General features: G+C 69.9%; 24 protein-coding genes. 4 read left to right on the forward strand and 20 right to left on the reverse strand.

The features are described from left to right. Positions 1-2: 2 nt before the first annotated feature. Positions 3-2,024 carry an ATP-binding protein gene (locus tag Q664_RS00160; protein WP_043388378.1) on the forward strand — a complete coding sequence of 674 codons (2,022 nt, stop codon included), beginning with the start codon at positions 3-5 and terminating at the stop codon, positions 2,022-2,024. A 17-nt stretch (positions 2,025-2,041) separates the two neighbouring features. Here the strand turns inward: Q664_RS00160 and Q664_RS00165 are convergent, their stop codons facing one another. The 19 genes from Q664_RS00165 to Q664_RS00250 all read right to left on the reverse strand — a co-directional run bounded on the left by Q664_RS00165 (position 2,042) and on the right by Q664_RS00250 (position 21,129). Beyond that, positions 2,042-3,628 (reverse strand): hypothetical protein, encoded by a 1,587-nt coding sequence (locus Q664_RS00165; RefSeq protein WP_043388380.1) that lies wholly within the window; start codon positions 3,626-3,628, stop codon positions 2,042-2,044. A gap of 12 nt (positions 3,629-3,640) precedes the next feature. Next, positions 3,641-4,285, reverse strand: coding sequence for a phage tail protein (locus Q664_RS00170; protein ID WP_043388383.1), 645 nt, complete (start codon positions 4,283-4,285; stop codon positions 3,641-3,643). Further along, positions 4,264-5,937: a LamG-like jellyroll fold domain-containing protein gene (locus Q664_RS00175; RefSeq protein WP_043388386.1), complete on the reverse strand. Its 1,674-nt coding sequence runs from the start codon at positions 5,935-5,937 to the stop codon at positions 4,264-4,266. The genes Q664_RS00170 and Q664_RS00175 overlap by 22 nt, the downstream gene beginning before the upstream one ends. Further along, on the reverse strand, positions 5,912-8,989 hold the full coding sequence (locus Q664_RS00180; protein ID WP_043388388.1) for a baseplate J/gp47 family protein: 3,078 nt from the start codon (positions 8,987-8,989) through the stop codon (positions 5,912-5,914). The genes Q664_RS00175 and Q664_RS00180 overlap by 26 nt, the downstream gene beginning before the upstream one ends. Before the next feature lie 6 nt (positions 8,990-8,995). Further along, entirely contained in the window at positions 8,996-9,385 is a 390-nt protein-coding gene (locus Q664_RS00185) for a GPW/gp25 family protein (protein ID WP_043388392.1), read from the reverse strand. A gap of 36 nt (positions 9,386-9,421) precedes the next feature. Further along, entirely contained in the window at positions 9,422-11,158 is a 1,737-nt protein-coding gene (locus Q664_RS51340; protein ID WP_052517478.1) for a VgrG-related protein, read from the reverse strand. A 10-nt stretch (positions 11,159-11,168) separates the two neighbouring features. After that, positions 11,169-11,936, reverse strand: a complete 768-nt coding sequence (locus tag Q664_RS00195) for a CIS tube protein (protein WP_052517479.1) — start codon at positions 11,934-11,936, stop codon at positions 11,169-11,171. Next, the gene (locus tag Q664_RS00200) at positions 11,933-13,111 is read right to left on the reverse strand and encodes a hypothetical protein (protein WP_152621814.1); all 1,179 of its coding nucleotides are present in this window, start codon (positions 13,109-13,111) and stop codon (positions 11,933-11,935) included. Before Q664_RS00200 ends, Q664_RS00195 begins: the two co-directional genes overlap by 4 nt. 9 nt (positions 13,112-13,120) lie before the next feature. Next, a complete protein-coding gene (locus Q664_RS00205) occupies positions 13,121-13,654 on the reverse strand; it encodes a phage tail protein (protein WP_043388400.1) in 534 nt (177 codons plus the stop codon). Positions 13,655-13,664: 10 nt separating this feature from the next. Continuing rightward, on the reverse strand, positions 13,665-13,841 hold the full coding sequence (locus tag Q664_RS57195) for a DUF6760 family protein (RefSeq protein ID WP_200883638.1): 177 nt from the start codon (positions 13,839-13,841) through the stop codon (positions 13,665-13,667). Beyond that, positions 13,838-14,206, reverse strand: a complete 369-nt coding sequence (locus Q664_RS00210; protein WP_043388402.1) for a hypothetical protein — start codon at positions 14,204-14,206, stop codon at positions 13,838-13,840. Before Q664_RS00210 ends, Q664_RS57195 begins: the two co-directional genes overlap by 4 nt. A gap of 7 nt (positions 14,207-14,213) precedes the next feature. After that, positions 14,214-14,654 carry a phage tail protein gene (locus Q664_RS00215; protein WP_043388404.1) on the reverse strand — a complete coding sequence of 147 codons (441 nt, stop codon included), beginning with the start codon at positions 14,652-14,654 and terminating at the stop codon, positions 14,214-14,216. A gap of 32 nt (positions 14,655-14,686) precedes the next feature. Further along, positions 14,687-15,823, reverse strand: coding sequence for a phage tail sheath family protein (locus tag Q664_RS00220; protein WP_160174296.1), 1,137 nt, complete (start codon positions 15,821-15,823; stop codon positions 14,687-14,689). 72 nt (positions 15,824-15,895) lie between these two features. After that, complete coding sequence (locus Q664_RS00225; protein WP_043388407.1) at positions 15,896-17,068, reverse strand: phage tail sheath family protein; 1,173 nt, start codon at positions 17,066-17,068, stop codon at positions 15,896-15,898. A gap of 41 nt (positions 17,069-17,109) precedes the next feature. After that, on the reverse strand, positions 17,110-17,841 hold the full coding sequence (locus Q664_RS00230) for a carboxypeptidase regulatory-like domain-containing protein (RefSeq protein ID WP_084609429.1): 732 nt from the start codon (positions 17,839-17,841) through the stop codon (positions 17,110-17,112). Next, positions 17,838-18,503 (reverse strand): Pvc16 family protein, encoded by a 666-nt coding sequence (locus Q664_RS00235; protein WP_084609430.1) that lies wholly within the window; start codon positions 18,501-18,503, stop codon positions 17,838-17,840. The genes Q664_RS00230 and Q664_RS00235 overlap by 4 nt, the downstream gene beginning before the upstream one ends. Before the next feature lie 154 nt (positions 18,504-18,657). Continuing rightward, entirely contained in the window at positions 18,658-19,710 is a 1,053-nt protein-coding gene (locus Q664_RS00240) for an eCIS core domain-containing protein (protein WP_268811359.1), read from the reverse strand. Between the two features lie 61 nt (positions 19,711-19,771). Next, positions 19,772-19,954, reverse strand: a complete 183-nt coding sequence (locus Q664_RS00245) for a hypothetical protein (RefSeq protein WP_043388414.1) — start codon at positions 19,952-19,954, stop codon at positions 19,772-19,774. 92 nt (positions 19,955-20,046) lie between these two features. Next, positions 20,047-21,129 (reverse strand): hypothetical protein, encoded by a 1,083-nt coding sequence (locus Q664_RS00250; RefSeq protein WP_235216496.1) that lies wholly within the window; start codon positions 21,127-21,129, stop codon positions 20,047-20,049. Between the two features lie 179 nt (positions 21,130-21,308). Between Q664_RS00250 and Q664_RS00255 the strand changes: the two genes are divergently transcribed. After that, complete coding sequence (locus Q664_RS00255) at positions 21,309-21,668, forward strand: hypothetical protein (RefSeq protein WP_043388415.1); 360 nt, start codon at positions 21,309-21,311, stop codon at positions 21,666-21,668. Between the two features lie 65 nt (positions 21,669-21,733). On the opposite strand, the gene Q664_RS00260 is transcribed toward Q664_RS00255, so the two are convergent. Continuing rightward, positions 21,734-22,108, reverse strand: a complete 375-nt coding sequence (locus Q664_RS00260) for a hypothetical protein (protein WP_052517481.1) — start codon at positions 22,106-22,108, stop codon at positions 21,734-21,736. A gap of 191 nt (positions 22,109-22,299) precedes the next feature. Here Q664_RS00260 and Q664_RS00265 point away from each other — a divergent pair, with 191 nt between their 5' ends. After that, positions 22,300-22,818 (forward strand): hypothetical protein, encoded by a 519-nt coding sequence (locus Q664_RS00265; RefSeq protein WP_043388418.1) that lies wholly within the window; start codon positions 22,300-22,302, stop codon positions 22,816-22,818. Between the two features lie 74 nt (positions 22,819-22,892). Next, a complete protein-coding gene (locus tag Q664_RS00270) occupies positions 22,893-23,660 on the forward strand; it encodes an MlaE family ABC transporter permease (protein WP_052517498.1) in 768 nt (255 codons plus the stop codon).

Genomic DNA, 23,660 nt, shown 5'->3' on the forward strand with positions numbered 1-23,660 from the left:
GTATGAGTTGGGAGCAGCACAACCGGGCCTTCCTCTCCGCCTGCCTCCAACGGGTGCGGCACCTGCTGGAACGGCACGTGGAGGCGCCAGCGCCCGCTCCCTCCTTCCTCCCCCAGGACGAGGACGTGGAAGACTGGCCGGAGTGGAAGGGGGAGCCGGAGCGCCCTCCCGCGCTGCGCGCGCTGTGCGAGACCCTGGGCCTCTCGGCCTTCGAGCGGGACGTGCTGCTGCTGTGCGCCGGGCTGGAGCTGGATGCTCGCTTCCCCGCCCTGTTCGCCCGGGCCCACGCCGACGCTCAGCGCACCTGGCCCACCTTCTCCCTGGCACTGGCCGCCCTCCCCGGCTCGCACTGGGATGCGCTCGCACCCCAGGGGCCGCTGCGGCGCTGGGGGCTGGTGAGCGTGGGCACGGGCATCGCGCTCGCCTACGCGCCCCTCAAGGCCGATGAGCGCATCTGGCAGTTCCTCCTGGGCATCGACGGACTGGATGAGCACCTGGACCGGCTCCTCCAACCCCCGCCGGAAGCGGGCCCGCTCGTAGCCTCCCATGAGCAGCTCGCCCGGCAGGTGGCCGCCACCTGTGCGAGTGCCTCGGCGGACGCGCGGCCGCCCATCGTCCAGCTCTGTGGCCGCAGCCGGCACGATCAATCCGCCGTCGCCGCGCGCGCCTGCGAGCTGCTTGGCCTGGAGCTCCACTGCCTGCCGGCGGAGAACCTGCCCGGCGAGCCGGAGGCGCTGGAGCGGCTGGCCCGGCTGTGGAGCCGGGAGACGGTGCTCGCCCCGCGGGCGCTGCTGCTGGATTGTCATGAGTTCGAGACGGGTGAGGGCGCGCGCTCCCTCACCGTGCAGCGCCTGGCCGGCTCCCTCCAGGGCCTGCTCTTCCTGGCCAGCCCCGAGCGGCGGCCCACGGGAGCCCGGCTCTCCGTGCTCCATGACGTTCCCCTGCCCCGGCCGGAGGAGCAGCGCGCCCTGTGGGTGGACGCCCTGGGCCAGCGCCTCGACGCCGAGGCCGCACGCGCGCTGGAACCCGAGGGCGCCATCGACGCCCTGGTGAACCAGTTCGATCTGGATGGCGCCGCCATCCGCTCGGCCACCCTCCAGGGGCTGGGTCACCTCCTGCTGGAGGAGCAGCCCCGGCCCGAGCAGCTCGCCAACGCCCTGTGGACGAGCGCCCGGAGCGCGTCCCGCCACCGGCTGGAGGCGCTGGCGCAGCGGCTGGAGGTCCGCGCGGACTGGGAGGACCTGATGCTGCCCGACTCCCAGCGCCAGCACCTGGGCGAGCTCGAACTGCACCTGCGCCACCGGGCGCTCGTCCACCACACCTGGGGCTTCTCACCGGCCGGCTGGCGCGGCACCGGCACCAGTGTGCTCTTCTCCGGCCCCAGCGGCACCGGCAAGACGATGGCCGCCGAGGTGCTGGCCAGGCGGCTGGGGTTGGAGCTCTACCGCGTCGATTTGAGCGGGGTGGTGAGCAAGTACATCGGCGAGACGGAGAAGAACCTGCGCCGGGTGTTCGACGCGGCCGAGTCCGGCGGCGCCGTGCTGCTCTTCGACGAGGCGGATGCCCTCTTCGGCAAGCGCGGCGAGGTGAAGGACAGCCACGATCGCTACGCCAACCTGGAGGTGAGCTACCTGCTGCAGCGCATGGAGTCCTTCCATGGGCTGGCCATCCTCACCACCAACCGCCGCTCGGCGCTGGATCAGGCCTTCCTGCGCCGGCTGCGCTTCATCCTGGACTTCCCCATGCCGGGCCCGCGGCAGCGGCGGGCCCTGTGGGAGCGGGCCTTCCCACCGGGCACCCCCACCCAGGGCCTGGAGCCCGCGCGTCTGGCATTGCTCGAGGTCTCCGGCGCCGTCATCCGCGGCATCGCCCTGCATGCCGCCTTCCTGGCCGCCGGGGAGGCCCGCGAGGACAAGGCGGAGGCCACCGTCCGGCCCCGTCACGTGCTCGCCGCGGCCCGCCGCGAGCTGGAGAAGCTGCAGCTGCCCTTCCCCAGCCACCCGGAGCTCGAAGGCTGGGAGTGAGCGCGCCGGCCCGGAGGCTACGACGGCCCCACCGCGATGAAGTGGAAGGCGAATGGTGAGTATTTTCCATTATAGCCTGTCCAGATTGTGACGCCGCCCGTCGTGATGGAGTGGATCAACGCGTTGTTCGTCATGTCTTCACCCCCCTCCACGTTGGCGACGACGGTGGGTTTGTCCTTGAAGGGCGAATCGAATGTGATTGTGTATGCAGGGCCGTCTGGAGTCACGCTGAAGCCGTTTCCGGCGGCCTTGGTGCCATCCCGACTGACGGAACCGCGGATGATGCGGACGGACTCGGGAAGCCCGGGCACCTTGAGGTCGCCGGGGAGGGAGACGGGACCGGTGAAGGTGGTCCCCCCCTCGGCCCATACCTTCACCCTTCGCTCCGGCACCGTCTTGCCCGCGCCGACGAGGTCCAGCCCCTCTGAGAACCGCTGGTAGCCGATCTTCCCGGCGCTGTCTTCCTTTCCGGGCACCCCCGCGCCCAGCTCGAGCAAGCCATGGAGGCCGATGTCGCCCGCATCGTCCCAGGTGAGGGCGAGGCGTGTGGCGTTGTTGGTCGTGCCAAGCCCTCCCCCGCGCCAGCCGAAGAGAAACGGGCCCCCCAGCCCGAACTCATCGTTGACTCCAACCAGGCGCAGGCCGTGGTAGTTGTCGTCATCTCGCAGGTAGAGGGGTTGGCTGGAGAGGCGAAGCGGGCCCTTGAAGGTGGTGCCCCCCTCGGCCCATACATTCACCTTTCGATTCGTGTCGTCCGTGCCCGCACCGACGATGTCCAGCATCTCCCTCGAGAGCAGCTGATAGCCGACCTTGCCGGCATGGACCTGCTTGCCGGATACCCCCGCGCCCAGCTCGATATAGGACTTCTCGGCGTTCAGGCGCAGCTTGCCCGTTCGATCCCCGTCGCCGAGTGTGAGGAGTGAGTCGTTGCTCAGCACGAGCAGCTCCCCGCCGTTCTCGTCCATCACCCGGAGCGGCGGGCGGCCGGGGACGGCCTTGACCTCGAGCTGCGCCACGGACAGGCCCCCGTCCAGCACGGCGTGGGGGCTGTCGCTGCTCGAGCGCAGCGTGAGCGCCTTCCCACCGGGCGCGGAGAGCCGCAGGCCCGAGTACAGGCGATTGTCCATCTTGAGCTCGGCCACTGTTCCGTTCGCCGAGACGGTCAGCTCGGCCAGCAGCAGCCGCCCGTCGGTCACCGCGCCACCTGGTGCCTCATGGAAGAGGTGTGCGGACTCGTCGAAGCGGGTGTCCCCGGTGGCGCCCTTGTCTGCCACCTGCTGGTCGGAGGGGACCTCCCGATAGACGAGGTACACCCCCCGCTTGCCCTGGTCCTCGCGGGTCAGCGTCAGCGTCTGGGGCGTGGCCACCAGCAGGTGCCGGCCCTGCTCGTCCACGGCCGTGCCCGCCTTCACCGTGACGACGGCATCCTTCGCCGTCACCTCGAGCCCCTCGCAAATACCCGACACGTGCAGGAGCCGATCATGCCGGCGCTGCCGATCGATGTGGTACTTCTGCTCGTCGATGAAGTCCTGCTCGGACAGGAACTGGTTGTTGAAGTAGCGCGGCCGCTTGGTGACGTACTTCGGCTGGTCATAGTTCGCCATGGTGCGCTCTCCCTAGAGCTTGACGTCCCTCACGGTGCTCGAGCCGAGCAGCGTGTTCTTTCCCAGCGTCAGGCGGTGCTCGCCCGAGGTGATGAGCTGCATCGACGGGTACCGGATCTCGAGCCCGTACCAGGTGTGCGCCGGCTTCTCCTGCTCGATGATGGCCCGGGCGATGCGGAACTTGCGCGCCAGCAGCGTCGGGTCCGCCTCGGACAGCGGGAACGACACGCGGAAGTAGTGGGGCGTGTCCTCGTCCTCCTGGAGCTCGATGTCCGTCTCCTGGCCCAGGTAGATGCCCAGCATCTTCTTGAGCCCGGCCGGCGTGCCCCGCAGCCGGTACAGGGCGGGGATGCCGCGGATGAAGCGGCGGCGCGTCTCCTCCTCCCAGTCGTCTCTCAAGCTGGTGGCCACCCAGCCCGCGAGCCAGGGCAGGAACTCCGCGGGCGCACGCTCGCTGGCGCTCTCGCCCCCCCCGCCGGGCTGGAAGCAGGTGTGGATGCGGTCCAGGAGCTGCTCGAAACCCGGCGGCTCCTGGTTCGAATCCAGCCCGCTCAGGATGCGCTCGAAGGCGAGGAGGAAGCGCCCGAGGAATGGGTCGGCCTGGAAGACTGCGGGCAGGTGCTCGAGGTAGCGGCTCACGGGCTCGTCGGTCGCCATTGGCCCCCCACGAAGTCGAAGGTCTCGAAGGTCAGCAGTCCGGGGAGGGGCAACTCGGGCGTGAGCAGCCGCAGTGTTCCATCGGCCAGGAACCGCGTCGTGTCACCCGTGACGGAGAGCATCACCCCGTGGGCGGTGCCTCCTCCCTCCAGGCACTCGCCGGGCGTGCCCACGAAGGCCACGCCGGCCACGCCGCTCAACAGCTCGTAGACCTCGGAGACGTAGAGGTCGCGCCCGAAGGGCCAGCCCTTGCCGTCCCGGCCGCCGGTGAGGGGGTGCAGGTAGCGCTGGAGGGCGCGCGCCGCGTCGGCGGTGATGGTCTGGGGCAGGGCGTCCGAGTTCAGGTAGAGCTGCGCCTTGAGGTTCACGCGCACGAAGACCGGGCCCAGCACGTGGTGCTTCGTGGTGAGCAGGCGGCGCTGGTCGAGGAAGGCGTGCAGGTCCCGCAGCAAGGTGCTGGAGGCGTCCAGCGGCAGCGTGGCATCGCGCCAGGTGTCCTGGCACTTGCCGAGCACTCCCCCCTGCTTCAGGTTGCGCACGCTCGTGGCTCCAGGGCCGTCGTCACAGGGGAAGCACGCGAGCAGCGTCTCCTCGTCCCCGCGCGGCGGGCGCTTGAGCTCATCGGCGAGCTGGCCCGCCGTCCGTTCGGCGTGCCACAGGCAGACGTCGCTGATGAAGCCGCTGAAGGAACGGACGTCACCCGCCCGCTCGGCGGATCCAGTGCCTCCCAGGCGGAAGGGCCGCGCGGCGGTGCTCTCGGGGAGCGCCCCTGGCACGGCCACCTCGGCCACGAAGCGCCCGCCCAGGTGGAGGCGGAGGTGGCTGTGGCTGGCATCCGCCTTCCTCAGCCAGGTGACGGCGGCGTGGTTCCAGACACCCGCTCGCACCGTGTCCTTCGCCGGCAAGGGGACCCGGGTGCCCGGCACGGAGTACGAGAGGCTCCCATCCGTCTCCAGGACGAGCGCGCTCCCCTCCGGGCCTCCCCACGAGAGCAGGACCTGGCGTCCCCTGCCCACGTCCAGGGGGTAGAGCCAGGCGGAGAAGGTGAGGTTCCCCTCGAGCGCCTCACCGTAGCCGCCGAGATCGACGAAGGAGCCCTGACCATCGAACGCGAGCAGGACGGCGGGCTCGGGAGGCGCGGGCACCGGCCCGGCCCGGCCCCGCGCCCAGCGCGCGGGCCAGGGCGCGTCCGGCACCACCACCACGCTCACGTGGCCGGGGGCGGCGCGCGTGGGGGACTCCAGCAGGTTGAGCTCCGCCACGCAGTGGGCCCGGCGAACGCGGGGGCCGGCGCCCCGCCTGTCCTCGAGCACCAGGCGCTCGAAGTCCTCGGGGGTGACAGCCCGGTAGCGCTCGCGCAGCTCGCGGACGGTGTCGCGGATGGCCACCTCCAGAGCCTGCGTCGAGGTGTCCTCTGGATTCCAGTCCGGCCCGTTGAGCAGCTTCAGGAAGGTCCAGTAGCTGCGTTCCGGTACCTGGTCCAACCGGTATACCGTCAGCTCCGTGAGCCAGGCGAACATCTCCAGGAGCGTGATGCCCGGATCGGACGGGTTGTGGTCCGTCCACTCCGGGGCGAGCATGGGGATGAGGGCGCGCGCCTCCTCCACCAGCCCGGCATGGGTGAGATCATCGAGCCGCGGCAGCTTGAGCACTGTTCAGTCCTCCCGGTTCTCGAGGGTCACGCAGAGGTCCTCCATCCGCGAGTAGATGAGTACGTCCTGCGGGAGGACCTTCTCCGGGGACTCCACGCTCACGCTCAGGGTGGTGACGCGGTCCACGCCCGCCAGCGCCATGAGCAGCGCGTACAGCTCCGAGCGGTGGGGCCTGCGGCCGAAGTCCCAGCCCTCGCCCCGAGCCCCCCCGTACTGCGGGTGGAGGTAGCGCGCGAGCGCCTGCTGGACGCGGTCCCGCACGGGCTCGGCGTCCTCGGGTGAATCGGGAATGACGGAGACGTCGACCTGGACCCGGGCCCACACCGGGCCCGTCACCTGGAGCCGGGCCGCGGGGGGGCACCGCTCCCGGACGAAGCCCTCCACCCGGGCCAGCAGCTCGGGGCCGGGCACGGGCTGGGGCTCGATGCTGGAGGGGACGACCACGAGCAGCACCTGTCCCTCGCGCTCCACCTTGCTCCTGTCGGGGGTGAGCTGATCGACGGGCTGGAACGAGGGGGGGGATGACCAGGACGCGGGCCACGTCGGGCGAGGCCTCGCGGGCCAGATCCGCGAAGTCCTCCACCGTCACGGCCAGGCCCCGGTGGCGCAGGGCGCGCGAGCCGCGCTCCTTGAGGCGCCCGAGCTCCTCGAGATCCGCGCCGCCGGAGGCGGGCGCCGGGTTGAGCACCTTGTCCACGTACGGCACCGGGGCCTTCAGTCGCGTCAGGAGCCCGGCGGACACGTTGCCTCGCGCCCCGCCTCCGGAGCGGTACCAGGCCAGGCGAATCCCGTCGCGCCCCACGGGAGGAATCCGCCCCTGCCGGCCATTGCCGAAGCGCACCTCACCCGTCTGGTGATCGATGACGTAGTGGCGCTCCCGCGGCCCCGAGCCCCGCAGGTCCGGCACGGCATGCCAGCGTACCCACACCTCGGGGGGCCCGCCACGCTCGTCCGGCACCAGGGTGATGGCGTCCGGGCCCTCCAACGCCTCGAGCTCCGCCTGCTCCTGGGGCTCCGGCAGGGCGGGCTCACGCACCTCGAGGCGGGGGCCGGGCAGCACCGGGGTCCGCGTGGCGGTGAAGCGCTGCTCCGGCTCGCCATTGCTCGAGCCCAGCACCTCGCACGTCGCCGTCGTCGCGTGGCTGGCCCAGACGGTGTTGGTCAGCACCCGGCGCAGCCGCACGTGCTCGCGGACCCCGCCCTTCCGCCAGCGGACCCGCAGCCAGTAGCGCTCCTGGCCGAACTCGAGGCCTGGCGCGAAGTCCGCCGGACCGATGAACCGCAACGCTCCGCTGCGGCCGAGGGACTGGGTCTCGTCCTCCGCTCGCAGCGGGACCCAACCTCTCGTGCTCCGGTACTCCCACGCGAGCTGGAGCGGCTCGTCCGCGCCGGATGGCTCCTCCCCTGGGGTGCGCGAGGGCGCGAGCACCTCGTCCGGGTGCGGCGGAGACAGCTCCACGTGGAGCAGGATGGGGCGGTTGGGGAAGGGCCGGTCGAAGCCCAGGTAGAGCGAGGGGCCTGGATCCTCCGAGAGGACGAAGGGCTCCACGCCGTCTCCGGGCGCCGCGAGCCGGGCCGTGCAGTCCTCGTAGGCACCGTCGTTCAGCAGGAGGCAGGCCTCGGGGATGCTCGTCAGCGTGGAGCTGTAGCTGAGCTTCAGGGACTGGATGGAGGGCGGCATGTAGGTGGCCGGCTTCACCGTGGGCGGCTTCCCGTCGGTGGCGTCAATCCGCATGTCCTCGCCATAGCCGCCTTCCACGAGCCGTACCCGCAGCCAGCGGTTGCGGCGCCCGCCCACCTCCGTCTCGCCGAGCTGCTCGGGCAGGGTGAGCTCCACCGAGCCGGCCTCCGTGAAGGCCCTGCTCTGGTCCGTGAAGGGGCGCTCCTTCCTCGCGGGCGTGGAGCCGCTCGTCGTGGACTCGCCGAGCTTGAGCCAGGTGCTCCCGTCCCAGAGCTCCCAGGAGAGCCTTGGATTCACCCTGGCGTTACTGTTCTCGTGCGGCGGCGGGCGGGTCAGCGTCACGGTGAGGGTGACCTCGCGGCCCGGCTGCGAGAACGCCTCGCCGCTGGCCACGGCGAACGTGTCGTTGAATCGGGGCCGCTCGCCCAACGGGTAGAAGTCCTTGCTGAGATCGAGCGCCACCGAGTTGAAGAGGGCCACGTCCGGTGCGAGTCCCTCGCGCTTCACCTCGATGCCCGCCTCCACGCCCACCAGGCGCGGCAGGTCCTCCGGCTCCTTGTTTTCAGCCAGGGGTCTCCGGATGAGCCGGCCCTGGAGCCATCGGGCGGAGCGGCCGTTGAGCTCACGAATCGCCGGGGCCGAATCGAGGTTCAACGACCAGGTCGTGCCGCTCTTCTGGGGGACGAGCGGCTGCCACCGGGCTCCATCCCAGAAGGACCACTCCATCTCCACCGTGGGCTTCTCCTTCCATCGCAGGTCCAGCCAGCGCTTCTGGATGCCGGGCAGCGTGAAGAGCGAGTCGCAGGAAAGGAAGATGCTGTGCTCGGCCAGTCCGTAGCCCTTGAACGCCTGGAAGTCCTGGGGCTCGGCGCCGGAGAGGGGGCTGTGGTCGGAGACGCGATCCACCTGGAAGGAGCGCTTGGAAGTGGCCTCCCCCTCGAGCCGCCGATCGCGGACGAACAGGGAGGTGAGCCGCGCCCGCGTCAGGACGAGCGAGCGCTCCGTCTCGAAGACGATCTCCTCGCTACCCTCCGGTACGGCGCCCGCGCCCACCTGGGTGCCCGCGGGGACGAGCCCCTCCGAGGCCTTCTCCGCCAGGGAGAACGTCAGCGCGGCCCGGGCGGGACGAGGCGGCAGCCGTTGGGCCCCGAGCAGGTCCAGGAAGGCCAGGTGGTGCTTCTCGGGCACCTGGTTGAGGCGCTCGAGCGTGTGGCTCATCATCCGCGCGAAGATGCGGATCAGCGCCGAGCCGGCGTCCTGCCCGTTGGGAGCGGGACGCCAGCCCGAGTAGGTGCCGGCGAGCTCCTCCAACTGGGCGACGAGATCGCCATAGGAGCGGGAGTCGAGCCTGGGCGGCGGAAGAGGGGCCATCGCGTGTCAGCTCACATAGAAGGGGTAGACGAAGTTGAACCGGCTGTTGGTGCCGCGCACCACGTAGGTGACGGTGATGAGGAGCCGGCCGGGCTCGTCCGCGTCGGGCCGCACGTCCACGCCGTCCAGCTCGATGCGGGGCTCCCACAGCGTGAGTGCCTGCGTCACCTCGCTGGCCAGCCGGCCCCTCGTCCCCGCGCCGATGTTCTCGAAGACCAGGGCGTGGATGCCGCAGCCAAAGTCCGGACGCATCGCCCGCTCGCCGGGCGCGGTGGAGAGGATGAGCCAGATGGACTGGCGGATCTTCTCTTCCTCCTGGCTCATGGCGATCTGTCCCGAGCCCGTGTCGAGCATCACGGGGAAGCTCCAGCCTCTTCCAAGGAAGTCCGTGGCCATGGGGTTCCTCCTACCGGGCCTTCACCCGCCCGGGCATCACATCACCTCCAGTGCGCCGTCGTTCACGGTGACCCTGGCGCCCTTGACCGCGACCTCTCCCGCGTTGGACCGCAGGGCCACGCCCTGCCGGGCCTCGAGCGAGAAGTGGGCGCACTCCACGCTCAGCGCTCCTCCGCTCTTGAGCGTCATGTTCCCCTGGCTCTCCAGGGAGATGGCCCCCCGGGCCTGGATCTTCAGCTCCTGCTCCACCTGGAGGCTCATGGAGTTGGCCGCCGAGTCGATGAGGAGGAGGTTCCTGCCCGTCTTGTCGCTGAGGATGACCTTCTCCTTTCCTTCCGTGTCGTCCAGGGTGAAGGTGTGGCCGCTGCGCGACTTGAGGACGCGCAGGTCGTTCTTGCCGTCGTCATTGGCGGCGGGCGGCTTCGCCTTGCCGTTCCAGACCGAGCCGATGACGTAGGGCGCGGTGATGTCCCCGTGCTCGAACATGACGAGCACCTCGTCGTCCACCTCGGGCGGCAGGAAGAGGCCCCGCTCGCCGCCGGCCATGGGCGTGGCCACCCGGGCCCAGCCCGTCTCCAGGTTCGGGTCCAGCCACGGCAGCATCAGCTTCACGCGCCCCAGGCCGTCGGGATCCTTCGTGTTCGTCACCCGCCCCACGACGACGCCGTGGATGCGGCCCGAGGACTCGTCGGCGGAGACCAGCTCGTCCGGGCAGTCCGGGAGGTGCGTGCCCCGCGCGCCGCCCTGCACGTCGAAGCGGGTGCGGTAGCCCTCGGTGCGCGAGTACACGTGCATGGCCTGGGTGACCTGGTAGACGCCGCTGAAGCGCTCGCCCATGCCGGTGAGCCGGACGAGCTCGCCCGCCCGCACCCCGGGGGTGCCGAAGCAGGACCCCGAGCCGGAGACGGCACCCGCGAACAGGCGCTCCAGCTCCGCCAGGGCGAAGGCGTCCGCGTCGGCCTGCTGGTCCACGGCCCGGCGGGTGAGGATGCGCACCTGACCGCCGTGGAGCTTGTCGCGGCCCATCGTCCCCACCCGCTTGCCGAGGCTGGAGGCCCTGGCCGTTCCCACCACCCGCTCGGCCTTGCTCACGTCCATGCCCCGTACCTCCACCGCGCTGACCAGGGAGGCGGCGGACAGCCGCGGCGAGAACTCGAGCAGCCCCGTGTCCAGGGAGAGCGTCAGCGTGGGCGAGGCCGAGTCACTCCGGTGCCGGAAGTGGAGCGTCTTGCCGTCGATGGACAGCGCACAGCTGGCCTCGCGGGCCAGCATGTGGAGGAAGGCCAGATCCGACTGGTTGTTCTGCACCACCCGCTCGCGCTCGAGCGTGACGCCTGTCACCTGGGCCTGGAGCCCGTTCTGCTGGGCCACCTCGCGGGCGATCTCCGCGTGGGAGCGGCCGACGAAGGCGCGCGTCTTCTGCCCGCGCGCCATGAAGTGGCGGGCATCCAGCCCCGACACCACCAGGGAGGGCGGCTGTCCGGCCGAGGCCGTCAGCTCGAGGTCGGTGATCTCACCGTAGAGCAGCGAGGTGAGCTGGCCGGAGTAGCCCATGGAGATCTCCACCTTGTTGCCCACGGCCAGCCGCGCATCGTCCACCCAGGTGTACTGGAGCGTGTCCATGTCCCAGGTGAGCAGGCGCAGGGTGAAGCGGCCGGACATGCCCACGGTCTGCTCGACGGTGACCTCGAGCACGTCCTCATCGAGCTCCGGGGGCAGCGGGCCGTTGTCGATGGTTACCTTCAGCTGGGGGAGCGGGGATGGGCTCAGCATGGTGTGCCTCTCACTTGCTCAACGGGGGAATGGTGAGGACGCGGCCCGGCTCCAGGCGGCCCGGTGCCTCGATGCCATTGGCGCGGGCGATGGGGCGCCACAGCGACGCATCGTTGTACTCCTCGTAGGCGATGCTGCTCAGGGTGTCGCCGCGGCGCACGACGCGCTTGCTGGCCACGTCCGCCGAGTGCACCTCGCGCGCCCGCAGCTCCTGGGCGGTGGGCCTGTGCCTGAAGGTGCAGGACAGGGTCGCCCGCACCGGCGTCCCATCCGCCATGAAGTGGGTGAAGGTCTGGTGGAGCTGGGTGAGCACTCCGTGCAGCAACTGGTACTCGCCCCACATGAGCTTGCAGAACGGAGGGCGGTGCAGCTCGCGGTTCACCCGCGCCAGCCCGGCGAACTGGTCCGTGTATTGGACCACGTCCGTCCCGGTGGAGGCCTCGAGCTCCGCGGGTGCCCTGCCCGCCAACCTCCCGAGCCCGGAGAGGGCGCCGCCCGCAGGGGGGCCCTCATAAGTATCGAAGAAGAGGTCCAGCGTCAGCGCCGCCGGGTTGCTGCTCTCGAACTCGAAGGTGTGCGTCGGGCCGGACGGCGAATGGGTCGATTCGAAATTCCAGTCGACGCTCTGCTCGTAGACGAGCTGGCTGGGGTTGAAGAGGGCCTGGAGTTCCCCGCTGAAGGCGTTGGCCTGCCGCTTCTCGTAGAGGATCTTCAGCTTCTGCAGCGAGCCGCTGCTGGAGAGGGAGGGGCCCGGGGCGGAAAGACGTTGGATGCTCATCGCGGCTGCCCTCTTCTGATGCGGTCATCCGCCAGTTGGCGCATCAGCTTGCGCTGGACCTTGTCGACCAGCTCATCGACGTCGAGCCCGCGCGGCGCGGAGGGCTCGCCGGGAGGCGGACCTGGGGGCGGCGTGACGGGGATGACAGGGGGAGCACGCGGCGTGGCGGCCTGGGACGCGGGCATGGGCTCCGCCGCGGAGGCGCCCGGCGAGGTGTGGCCCGAAGTGCCGGGGGGACCTCCCGAGGTGACCGCGGAATGCACCAGCGGCGTGCCGGTGCCCTTCCAACTGGAGCCGCCGCTCCCCGGCGGACTCGGGGAGACGCGGGGCACCTGGAGCACGGGCTCGGAGCGGGCCCCCGCGGGCCGCGCCTCCAGCGCGGTGAGGCTCCTCGCGCCCGGACCGGGCGGCTGCGACCCGGGGGGCGCGGCGTGCGCCGTGGAAACGAACGACACGCTCCGCTCCTGGACGAGCTGGACGAGGGGATGCGAAGCGCCGGGCCCTGCGCCAGCGGGCACGGGGCCGCTGCCCGGCGGAGCTGGCGAGGGCCGCTGCGTGGACAGGGGCCTCACCCGTGGCCGCTGCGCGGAGGGGGCGCGCACCTCGGGTCTCGTCGTGGAGACGGAGCGCACCTCGGGTCGCGGCACGGAGAGTGAGGGAGCCGGCTCATGCTCCGGCGGGGGACGGGCCCTCTCCGTGCGCTCGGGAGACGGGTTGGACGGACGAGCGAGGGACGGAGCCGGGAGGTGTTGCCACACCGGAGGCATGACGGCGGGCGGCGGCGGAGCGGGAGGCCGGGGGGAACCCGGCCGGACGCGAGGCAGGGACGTGGGGCTCGGACGCTCGGGCCGCGGTGGGGCCTCGCCAGCTGGAGCCTCCCGCGTCACCACCGTGCGCACCTCCGCCTCGGGCGTGAGCCACACGGCGTGCACCACGGGCACCTGCCCCTGCCCGTGGCCCTCGTGGATGCGATGGCGCCGGGCCAGGTAGCCCAGCAGCGGCAGACGGCCCCCCATCGCCTCGATTCCCGCGAGAATGCGCCGCGACAGCTCCAGCGGCACGAGCGCCGGCTCATCCCGGTGGCGCAGCAGCCGGCGGAGCAGCCTTGGATCCAACGCCTCCGGTCTGCTCTCCAGGGGAGGCGGGCGCGAGCGCGTCTGGGTGGGTTCTCTCATCGCTCCGGCTCACTTCCCCAGGGGGGAGGCGACCCGCCCCCCCGAGACGACCGTGCTGAGCAGGGAGCGCGAGAGGCCCCGGTGGACCAGCTCCAGGCGCTCGATGGCCACCTGGGTGTCCTGGCTCGCGTCGAACGCCGGCCCGGACCACTTCACCGGCAGCGCGTCCTTGAAGTCCCACCACATGACGGGCAGGCGCTGGGCGTCCAGCAGCATGATGGTGCCGCTCCTGCGCCAGATGACGCCACGGCGCGTCTGGTCATACCAGTTCCACAGCATGTCCAGTCCCGTCAGCCCGTGGGAGAGCACCAGGTTGGGGTACGTCGTCTGCTTCAGCACCTTGTGCACGTAGCCGCTGACGCCTCCCTCCACGAAGTCCTCCACCTCGATGGTGCTCTCCAGCCCCTGCACCTGGCTGAAGCCCCCGGTCAGCAGCCCCTCCAGCTCCACCAGGAAGTTGCAGCCCAGGTACGGATCCAGCCGCTTGCCTTGCGCACCGGTGACCAGCGCGAAGGCGGCATTCGTGCCTGCGGGGATGCTCATGCCGTGCTCCTCAGGACTGGCGGGCGCGCCCGGCCAGCTCGTTGATGCGCTCGTTCATGCGCGACACCTCCGCCACCCAGCGCTGGCGCTCGCGGTGCTCCAGGGCCATCACCTGCTCGTAGGACCAGTGCAGGTAGTGCGACAGGAAGGCTACCTCCTCGAACAACCGCTCCGAGGGGTAGCTCACGATTCCCCCACGGGGCTGGCCTCCACCTCGAACTCGCCCTGGCAGTGGGGGCAGGCCACCCGCAGCCGGGCATGGCCGCTCTCGTTGATGCGCCGGTAGAAGTCCTGGAGGTAGAGCAGGTCCCCGGACAGCAGGCCCTCGAGCGTCTTCGGGTTGATGAACTCCACGCTCCCCAGCCGGGTGATCACCCGGGACAGCAGGATGATGACCAGGTAGCCAGGGTTGGACTGGACGCGCGCGTCCTTGAGCGGGGCGATCTCATCCAGCGCAGTGGACAGGCGCATGATGCCCTCGCGGTGGACCGCGCCGGACTCGTCCCGGTAGCCGAGCGGGAGGGTGAAGGGGAACTCGGTCGTCGTGTTCATGGGGCCTCTACCACTTCTGCACTTCGATTCCCTCGTGGGTGAGCTCCAGCGTCTCGATGCCGAGCTCGTCCGTCGTGGCGTCGAAGCTGGGGCCGGACCACTTGGAGGGCCAGGCGTTGCGCACGTTCCAGCGGATCTTCTCCGCGCCCGTGTCATCCCGGAGGATGATGGAGAGGGTGCGGCGCACCGGGGCTCCCTTCGAGACGCCCTCGCGCCAGTCCCACAGCGCCCGGTCGTCGGTGATGCCGCGCTTGAGGGTGATGGTGGAGAACGAGAGCAGGCTGGGAATCTCCCGGTGGCCGAGCGTCGGGTCCGTGCCCTCGCGGTACTTGGAGGAGTTGGTGCTGCTCTCCAGGCCCGAGCACTCCTTGAAACCCATGCGGGTGATGCCGTCCAACTCCACGGCGAAGTTGTAGCTGCCGAAGGGATCCTTGCGCTCCATTGCCATGTGGGGCTCCTTGAAGAAGAAGGGACGGACGCTCAGCCCGGTGTCACCACCGCCGTCCCGGCCGCGTCGTGGATGAGGTGGATGACGATGAACTCACGGGGCGTGGCGGGCGCCAGCCCGAGCTCGACGACGAGCCGCCCCTGCTCCCGGGACGCGGGCGGATTGTTCTCGGCATCGCACTTCACATAGAAGGCCTCCTCCGGCGTGGTGCCCTGGAAGGCGCCCCCGAGGTAGAGCTTCTCGAGATGCCCGGTCAGCTCCCGGCGCACCCGGACCCAGAGCCGCAGATCGTGGGGCTCGAACGTGACCCAGGCCATGGTGCGCACCAGCCAGCGGCGCAAGGTGAGGAACAGCCGCCGGACGTTGAGGTAGCGCCAGTCCCGAGCCGCGCTCAGGGTGCGGGCGCCGAAGGCCCGGATGCCTCGTCCGGGCAGGGCGCGCAGGCCGTTGATGCCCTGCGAGTTGAGCGCCTCGGGGCGCGCCAGGGCGTGCTCCACGTCCAGGGCGCCCTCGAGCAGCTCGTTGGCGGGCGCCTTGTGGACTCCGGCGCGCCGGTCCGTGCGCGCGTAGGTGCCCGCCAGGTGGCCGCAGGGCGGCACGAAGGCCAGGCCCCGCCCGTCGCTCCGGCTCACCTGGATCCACGGGTAGTACAGGGCCCCCAGGCCCAGGAGCTCCGGCGCGTCCGCGAGCTGGCCGAGGAGTGTGTCCTTGTACGTCTTGAACGATGACGGGCCCGAGAGCATGTCGCGCTCGTCCGCGCCTTGCGGCGAGTCCAGGAGGGCGAAGCAGTCCCCGCGCTCGCCGCAGAACCGCAGCAGCCGGGCCTGGGCCGCGGCGAGCTCGTCCACGCCGGCCGAGTCAGGCAGCAGGCAGGGGCCGCAGACCAGGTCCACGTCCTCCTCGTCCTTCAGCGTGGCGAGCCCTTGCTCCAGCGTCCTGCCTTTGCCCAGCGGAACCACCCAGCACTGCTCGCCACCATTCTCGAAGAAGCCTCGCACCGCGCAGGCCAGGTAGAGGGGGGCGTCCTTCCACCACGCCTCGAGCTGGCCCGGGCGCGTGAGCTGCTTCCAGTCGAGCGGGGCCGGGCCCTGGGTGAAGGCCAGGAAGGCGGGCACACCCGTGCGCAATACGCCGGCCGGCGGTCGCTCCTCGACCGGGGCGAGATTCACTCCGGGGGCAGGGGCTTGCATCGACATGTCTGGCATGGGCCGGCCTGGGTGGGAGACGTGGGGCGCGGCGCGCTATTGGCTCGTGGGCCCGGACCACTGGCCGATCTTGAAGATGACGAACTCGGCGGGCCGGGTGATGGCCACGCCGATCTCGGTGATGACCCGGCCCACGTCGCGCTCCGCGGGCGGGTTGTTCTCCGCATCGCACTTCACATAGAAGGCCTCCTCCGGCGTGGCGCCGAACAGCGCTCCGGTGCTCCACACCTGCGTCAGGAAGGCCCGCGTGTTGCGGGTGATGCGCGCCCAGAGCTCCGGGTTGTTGGGCTCGAAGACGGCCCACTGCAGGCCCCCATCGATCGAGTCACGCAGGTAGCAGAAGAGGCGGCGGACGTTGACGTAGCGGAAGTCCGCCTCCGAGCTGTCCGCGCGGGTGCGCGCGCCCCACACCTTGATGGTGCCATCCAGGTCGCGGATGCAGTTGATGCCCTCCGGGTTCAGCCCGTCCTGAAGGCTGGTGCTGATGGGCCATCTCACGTCCAACGCGCCGCGCACGGGCTCGTTGGCGGGAGCCTTGTGCACCCCGCGCGTCGCGTCCACGCGGGCGTAGATGCCGGCCACGTGGCCGACGGGGGGCACGTACTTGAGCCCCTTGGTGAGCGGATCGTCCTGGGTGGCCGGGTCAAAGACCTGGAGCCACGGATAGTAGCAGGCGGCGTAGCTGGACCTCTTGGAAAGAGGCGGACTGTCCGGGGGCGTGGCCTCCTTGTTCAGGTTGCCCGGAGCCGTTTCTCTCGGACCGTCGATCAGGGCAATCCGCTCCTTCATGTTTTCGCAGTGCGAGATGAGGCTTTCCTGGGTGGTCGCGTCCGTGGCGCCGGGGGCGGCCACCATGGAGATCTCTCCAATGGCCTCGAAGCGCTCGAGCACCTCTTTCACGTCCGCCACGTTCTTTGCCCGGGCCACGTAGCAGCGGGTGCCGCCGTTGTTGAAGAACCCGTAGACGGCGTGGGCCAGGTTGCTGTGCCCTCCCTCGTTGGAGAAGTCTCCGAAGAGGCTCTTGAACTCCGTGAAGTGGGTGCAGAGCACCGCCCCGGTGGGAGCCACCAGCGGCTTGCCGTCCGGGCCGGGTGGGTCATTCTTGTAGATGCCGATGAATCCCGCGGTGCTGGTGCCGGCACCCTCGATGGGCATGACGCTCGAGGGCGTCTGCTCCACATAGACACCTGGCGATGCGTAGTTGGCCATACATGCTCCTCCGTGTGCGCTTCAGGTTGGCGTCCCCGCGCTCAGCTCTTGCTCGAGCCCTCGGGCGGAGGGCGCCTCAGTAGCAACTCCAGGTGCTTCACCACTCCTCGCTCCAGGCGCACCGCGAGACGCGCCGGCGCGAACCCCCGGGCGGACACCTGCAGGGTGCGTGCACCGGGCTCGAGCCCATGCAGCAGGAAGCGGCCCTCCGCGTCCGTGAGGGCGCTCTCGCCGCTGCCCATCACCCGGACCCGGGCCATGGCGAGGGGCGAGGGGGACCCGCTCGTGCCGTCCACTTCCCCCGCGCCGCGGACCACTCCTTCGGCCGCCGTGGGGGGCAGGGCGAGGAGGGCGAGCGGGAAGGGGCCGCGCCGCGAGGAGACCTCGAGTCGCAGCGATGCCGTGCCGTAGCGGGTGGCGGCCTGGGGCAACCGGGCGCTCAGCGTGTAGAGGCCCTCGGGCAGGTCCACGAAGTGGAAGGTGCCGTCGGGGAGGGAGCACGTGCGAGCGCGTGGCGCCCCCGCCAGGCCCATCCGCCAGGCCTCCGGGCCTTCCGTGATGACGAGCTCGGCCCCGGCGATCACCTTCCGTGTCCGAGCATCCACCACACGCCCCGCAATGCTCAGGCGGTGGCCGCGCACGGCGAGTGGCATGAGGCCCGGAGGCAGGGCGCTCGCTCCCGGAGTCACTGGGGTGGCTGGAGCGCTCGCCACCTCCCTGGCCCTGGTGGACTTCCGGGTACTCCTCGAGGTCTTCGGACTCCTGGTCGTCATGAGAGCCCCACCTCCTGGACGACGTGGCCCATTTCCTCGGAGGGACGGAGGTCGAGGCTCAGCGTCAGCACATAGTGGAGCGTGGCGCGGGGTTTTCCCTTCAGCGCGTGCCATACCTCGAGACCGTACTGTCGGCTCGTGGCTTCCAGGGCCCGGGCACGCACGGGAGGCTCATGGTCCTTCAGGCTCCCCTGGACGAGCTCCGCGGGCAGTTGACGGTAGCACAGCAGTACCCGGAGGACGGCTCCCAGCAGGTGGTGCTCATAGAGCTCGGGATTCGGCACCCCGTCCCGTGCGTACACGGTAATCAGGTAGTGGCAGTCCACGCGGGCCGGAGCGGGGCGCTTGCGCACGGAGCCATCATCCTGACGCTCCAGCTGCGGCTCGCAGCTGCGCAATCCCCGGTTCTCATGCACCTCGAAGAGGAAGAGATTGACCGCCGGCAGCACCAGCGACTGTGGCGGAAAGGACTCGTCCGGTGTCATGAAGCTCACGGACACCGGATACTCCCCGCGCACGAACTCCTCGGGCAGCTCCCGCGTGAGCAGCACTTGGAGTGTCTTGTCGAGATCCTGAAGAATGATCGCCCCCAGACGTGACGCTCGCGCCCGGCTCGAGTCGAGGTCGCCCGTTCCCGGTGAACCCTCCATTTTCCGGAGCATGGCTGTCAATGCGATGGTTCCGGGCGCGTGGATGAGAGGGTTGTGCTGTCAACTTCCGCGGCAAGGTCTGTCTCGAAATCCACAGAACATCCAACAGCGCTCGCCGCGCCCTCGTTCTCAAGCCCAGGTGCCGTGCTCGACCCTGTCGGCACATTCAGTCGGCGGTTCGCTGCCGCTTCCTGCTCTTCTGTTCTTCGTTTTCGCCCTTGCGTTTCCGGTTGCGGTTGACTTTCTCGCGGCCTATCGCTGCCAGGTAGATGGAGCTGATCGTGTCGTCATCGTACGCGCTGATGTCTGTAAGGATACGCCCCCCCGATGCATGGGTCTTTTCAATCTTTTTCTTGTTCTTGTCCCCGTACGTGACTTCGAAATGATAGTCCTCATCCGCGGGCTCCGTCCGGATGTTGAGCTGCTTCTCTGCCGCCAGGCGCTTCAGTTTGGACTCGCCCTTTCCCTTTCTTCTTGTCTTTTTTGCTAGCTTCTCGAACGCTTTGAGGTCTTCTCTTTTGTTGAAACAATAATCCACCTTGTTGCTTTCTTGCTCCACCTTTGGACCGCTCGGGTGCTGCTGTCTGATCCGCCCACTCAAGTCCCCTTTCATGAAATACAGGGTCGCTTCCCGAGCGTCTGCCTTGGTCACGAACTCCAAGTTTTGCACTGTGAATAGTGACGGCCTCGTCGCCGGCTGTTTGCTGGCGTGCCTTACTGCTTTCTTGAGTGCATCGAAGTCCTTGAATTCATGCTTGGTGTTCGAGCGTATCCAGGTGCGAAGCACTTTCTGCGCCTCGGGCTTGTTTTCGATTCCGAGTTCCTGCTTTATTCCTGGTGTGAGTTTTTTGATTTGTGTTTGTATCATTTTGGTTTCTTTGGCGCTGACGGTGCGCTGGACGGCGTTACTCCGCTGGCCTTCAGCCCTGGTGCGCTGCCCCGCTGCGTTGGTTGCGGTGAATGGGTCCAGCAGTCCTTCCGCCGATCGCCCCGCTACCACGGCATCGGCAACGGCGTCAGCATGGCGCTCGTGCGCGTCCCCGTCCTTCCCAATGCCACCGGAGGGGCGGGCGCCCGCACGCTGCTGCACGACGTGCGCGGCCTCGTGTGCCGCGGTGCGGAGGTCGGGTTTGCCGCCGAAGACCACGTGCCCTCCGGTCGTGAAAGCGCCCGCCCGCATGGCTGCGGCGCTGCGCTCCGCGGACTCGCCGAGGTACAGCGTGGAGTGCGGCTCGCGCGTGTACGGCTGGCCCCGGTTGCGGTGGCCGCCCTGAGGCCGGCTACGGCCGCTCGGCCTGGCGGGCCACCGCCTGCTTGTCCGCCTCGGGGGCCTGGGTCTTCTCGCTCTTTGGCTTCTCCTTGATGATGCCCAGGCTGTTGCTCCACCACTCCGGGCACAGAAGGACGAAGAGGCCTCCGAACACCACCATTCCCACCAGGGAGACGACGATCACCTCACTCATTCACTCCTCCACGTCTTCCTGATTCAACGACGGCCACGGTCCTCTACAACACCGGAGACTGGGCGGACCATTCAGGTTCGAACTCCTACAGGCTACCAGGGCCGCAGGCTCGTGGCCCACAAGTAGAGGGCGGTCTCCAGCGGGAACTTCCCCGGCTGGGAGACGTGTTTCTGGATGCCCCCGAGCACCGCCGTGGTGCGCAGGGCCGTGTGCCACCCGTCCAGCTCCTCCGAGGCCCGCGTGGCGGCGATCGCCAGCGCCGTCGCTCCCTGTCCGTAGCCGCCGAGGATGGGCCCGCTCGACGCATCCGCGCCCCGCTCCACGCCCCGGGGCCACTCGCGGCAGGCCGCGGCGCTCGGGAAGAGGGGAACGTGCTCGCAGAAGTCCTTCAACAACACACCGGCGAAGGTGCTCGCCGCCGGGGCCCCGCTCATCGCCAGGAACGCGGCGGTCCAGGCCAGCACGGTCCCTCGCGGGGTCTTCTTGAGGATGCGCCCCTTCGCATCCACCTGCGTGGGAAATCCGCCCGGTGACTCCGAGAGCTTCGCCAGGTGCGCCACCCACCGCTCGCCCGCGGCCCGTGACGCCTCGCTGCCCCGCAGCCTCCCATGCAGCAGCAGCCCCGAGGCCGCGAGCGCGTTGTCACAGGGCCAGATGCTCTCCCCGAAGCTCGGCAGCAGCGGCTGTTTCGCGAACGCCTCCGCCGTCTGGGCCGCGAGGGCGTCGAAGAGCGTCCGGTGCTCCTCGCTCGCGAGGCCCGCGCGCTCCACCCCCGCGAGCATCAACAGCAGGAACCCCCGGTACAACACGCTGCGCGGCAGTGAGTGCCCGGCCACCCGCGTGCTCCCGGTGTTGCGGAAGGGCGAGCGGGCCCGTCCGAGCGCATCCGTGAGCAGGGCCCCCAGCCGCTCGCGGACATCCGGTGGCGCCTTCCCCTCGAGCGAGGCCTGCACGAGGGCGAAGGACAGGAAGGCATCACACGCCACCTGGGCCTCGGAGAACGGGTGCTCCTTCAAACCCAGCAGCTTCCCCGAGCACCCCGGGCCCACCACCTGCCGCTGGAGCGCATCCAGGTCGACGCTCTGCCCATCGGCCAGCTCCAGCGTCGCCGCGGACATGGCCCTCCCCGGCAGGAGCAGCGACAGGACGAGCACGAAGGCGGCGAGGCGAGGCATGGGGGCTCCGGGGCGCGCGGCGTTACAGGACGCCCAGTATGCGTCCCTCGAGGCCACCGCGCGGTCCGGCCGGAGAGTCCTGTGAATTCAAAGAATCCTCCAGTTACGACGCGGCATGTCAGGCCCGGGTGGTACGTCGGGTCCATGGGACGGCGCGTCCCATTCCCTGGAGGAGTTTCGTGAAGAAGATGTCGATGCTGCTCGCCGTGCTCACGCTGGTTCCGGCGCCCGCCCTGGCCGCCGACTACAAGTGCCAGGGCAACCGGGTGGAGAAGGGCGGCAGCACCCGGTACACCGTGCGCGCCTCGGGCCCGGACATTGTCATCGAGAAGGGTGGCAGCACCCGGGGCAGGGCCGTCAAACGCGGCGATGATTACGCCGTCGAGGTGGGCGGCAGCACCCAGGCCACCATCGAGAACGGCCGCATCTACAAGGGGGGCTCCACCTGGAGCTCCGTGGGCGAGGCCCAGCGCGTCTACGACTGCCCGGACATCGTCGCCGCCACCCTCTGGGTGCTCCAGCAGCAGGGCCAGCTCTAGACGTCTTCCAGGTTCCTCGTCTCCTCTCCGGCCCGCCGTGGGTGTCACGGCGGGCCGCCGTGTCTTCACGCCCGCCGGCGCAGGCGGAAGCGCCGCATGAGCGGGGTGCTCGGCCCCGCGGCCTCCTGTGTCACGTGCTGGAAGTAGGGGAAGCGGAACTCCGCCCACAGCACCAGGTAGGCCACGCCGAACACCGCCGTGGCCACCACCCACCACCACGACACCGCGAAGGCCAGACTCACCAGCGCCGACAGCACGCACACCACCCCGATGCCCAGTGCCACCTCCCGCCGCCGGGGCGACTCCGACATGGCCAGGCCCATGGAGACGAGCGACATCGCCAACAGCAGCCACGCCAGCCCGAAGGCCTCCCGGGCATACAGGAGGGCAATCGACAGCAGGAACAATCCCAATCCGAACAGGCCCAACCCACCGTCCATGAGGTGCCTCCTCCTCCGGATTTCCCAGAAGCAAGGGTTCAGGCCCTAACATCCGCATCTGTTCACCATTGGAGGAACGCTCGGCGCGGCGTGCGCCCGGCACGTCCGGCAGCCCTCCGCGTGGCGGGCATTCAACCTTTCATTCCCGCGACAACTCACCGCCTCTTGCATGGGTGCCTACCCTCGCGGCGATGAGCAGGGCTGTCCTCCGCCACGTCCTTCCGCTGTCCTTGCTGCTCGCCTCCGCCGTGGGTTGCCACCGCGGGGTGCGCTTCGAGAACCAGGTGTTCTCCAAGCCTGGGGTCCGCTACCGGCTCGGCGCGCTGCCGCCCGGCTGGGCGCGGGTGAAGCTGCCCAACAACGACCTGGCCTGGTACACCGGGGAGACGGGCCACGCGCTCTCGGTGAACTCCACCTGCCGGGAGCACGAGGACGCGCCGCTGGACGTGCTCACGCGCCACCTCGTCATCGGCTTCACCGAGCGGCTGGAGGTGGAGCAACAGAAGGTGGTGGTGGACGAGCGCGAGGCGTTGCGCTCGCGCTTCCGGGCCAAGCTGGATGGGGTGCCGGTGGAGCTGCTCTTCCTGGTGCTCAAGAAGGACCAGTGTGTCTACGACTTCACCTACGTGGCGCCGCTGGGGCGCTACGAGGAGCGGCTCGAGGGCTTCGAGTCGTTGGTGCACGGCTTCCACGCGGAGGACGCGTCATGAGCACGGGTGCGGATCTCCACCACCCCCGGGCCCGCCGGCCGGTGGAGGCCTCGCAGGCGGGGGCCATCAACCCGATGGGCGGCTCCTTCCTCCAGCGCATGGGGGAGCGGCTGGAGCGGCTGGGCTCGCTCGTGGTGATGACGGGCCAGGTGGCGGTGCGCGCGGTGAGCCCGCCGTATGCGCCGTCCGCGCTCGTCTACCAGATGGAGGCGCTGGGGGTGCGCTCGCTGCCCATCGCCCTGCTGACGGCCATCTTCGCCGGCCTCGTCATCGCGCTGCAGTTCGGTTACTTCCTGGCGCGCTTCGGCGTGCAATACACGGTGGGCCGGGTGGTGGTGCTCACCCTCTTCCGCGAGTTGTCCCCGGTGCTCATCGCCCTCACCGTGGGAGCGCGCGTGGGCTCGGGCATCGCCGCGGAGCTGGGCTCCATGACGGTCACCGAGCAGGTGGACGCCATCCGCGCGCTGGGGGCGGACCCCTTGCGCAAGCTGGTGGTGCCCCGGGTGCTGGCCTGCCTGCTGCTCACGCCCGCGCTCACCGTGCTGGCGGACGTCGTGGGCATGGTGGCCGGCGCCCTCGTGGTGAACGTGCAGTACAACATCAGCTTCCATCTGTTCTTCCAGGGAGCGATCGACGTCGTGCTGATGAGCGACTTCCTCTCTGGCGTCTTCAAGGGCTTCGTCTTCGGCGGAATCATCGGCGTGGTGGGCTGCTTCAAGGGGCTCACCGTCGAGGGCGGCACCGAGGGCGTGGGCCGCGCCACCACGCAGACGGTGGCCATCACCTCCGTCTCCGTGTGTCTGGCCGACTTCTTCATCACCAAGCTCACCCTGTCCCTCTGA

The organism is Archangium violaceum Cb vi76 (genome assembly GCF_000733295.1).
Taxonomy (GTDB): domain Bacteria; phylum Myxococcota; class Myxococcia; order Myxococcales; family Myxococcaceae; genus Archangium; species Archangium violaceum.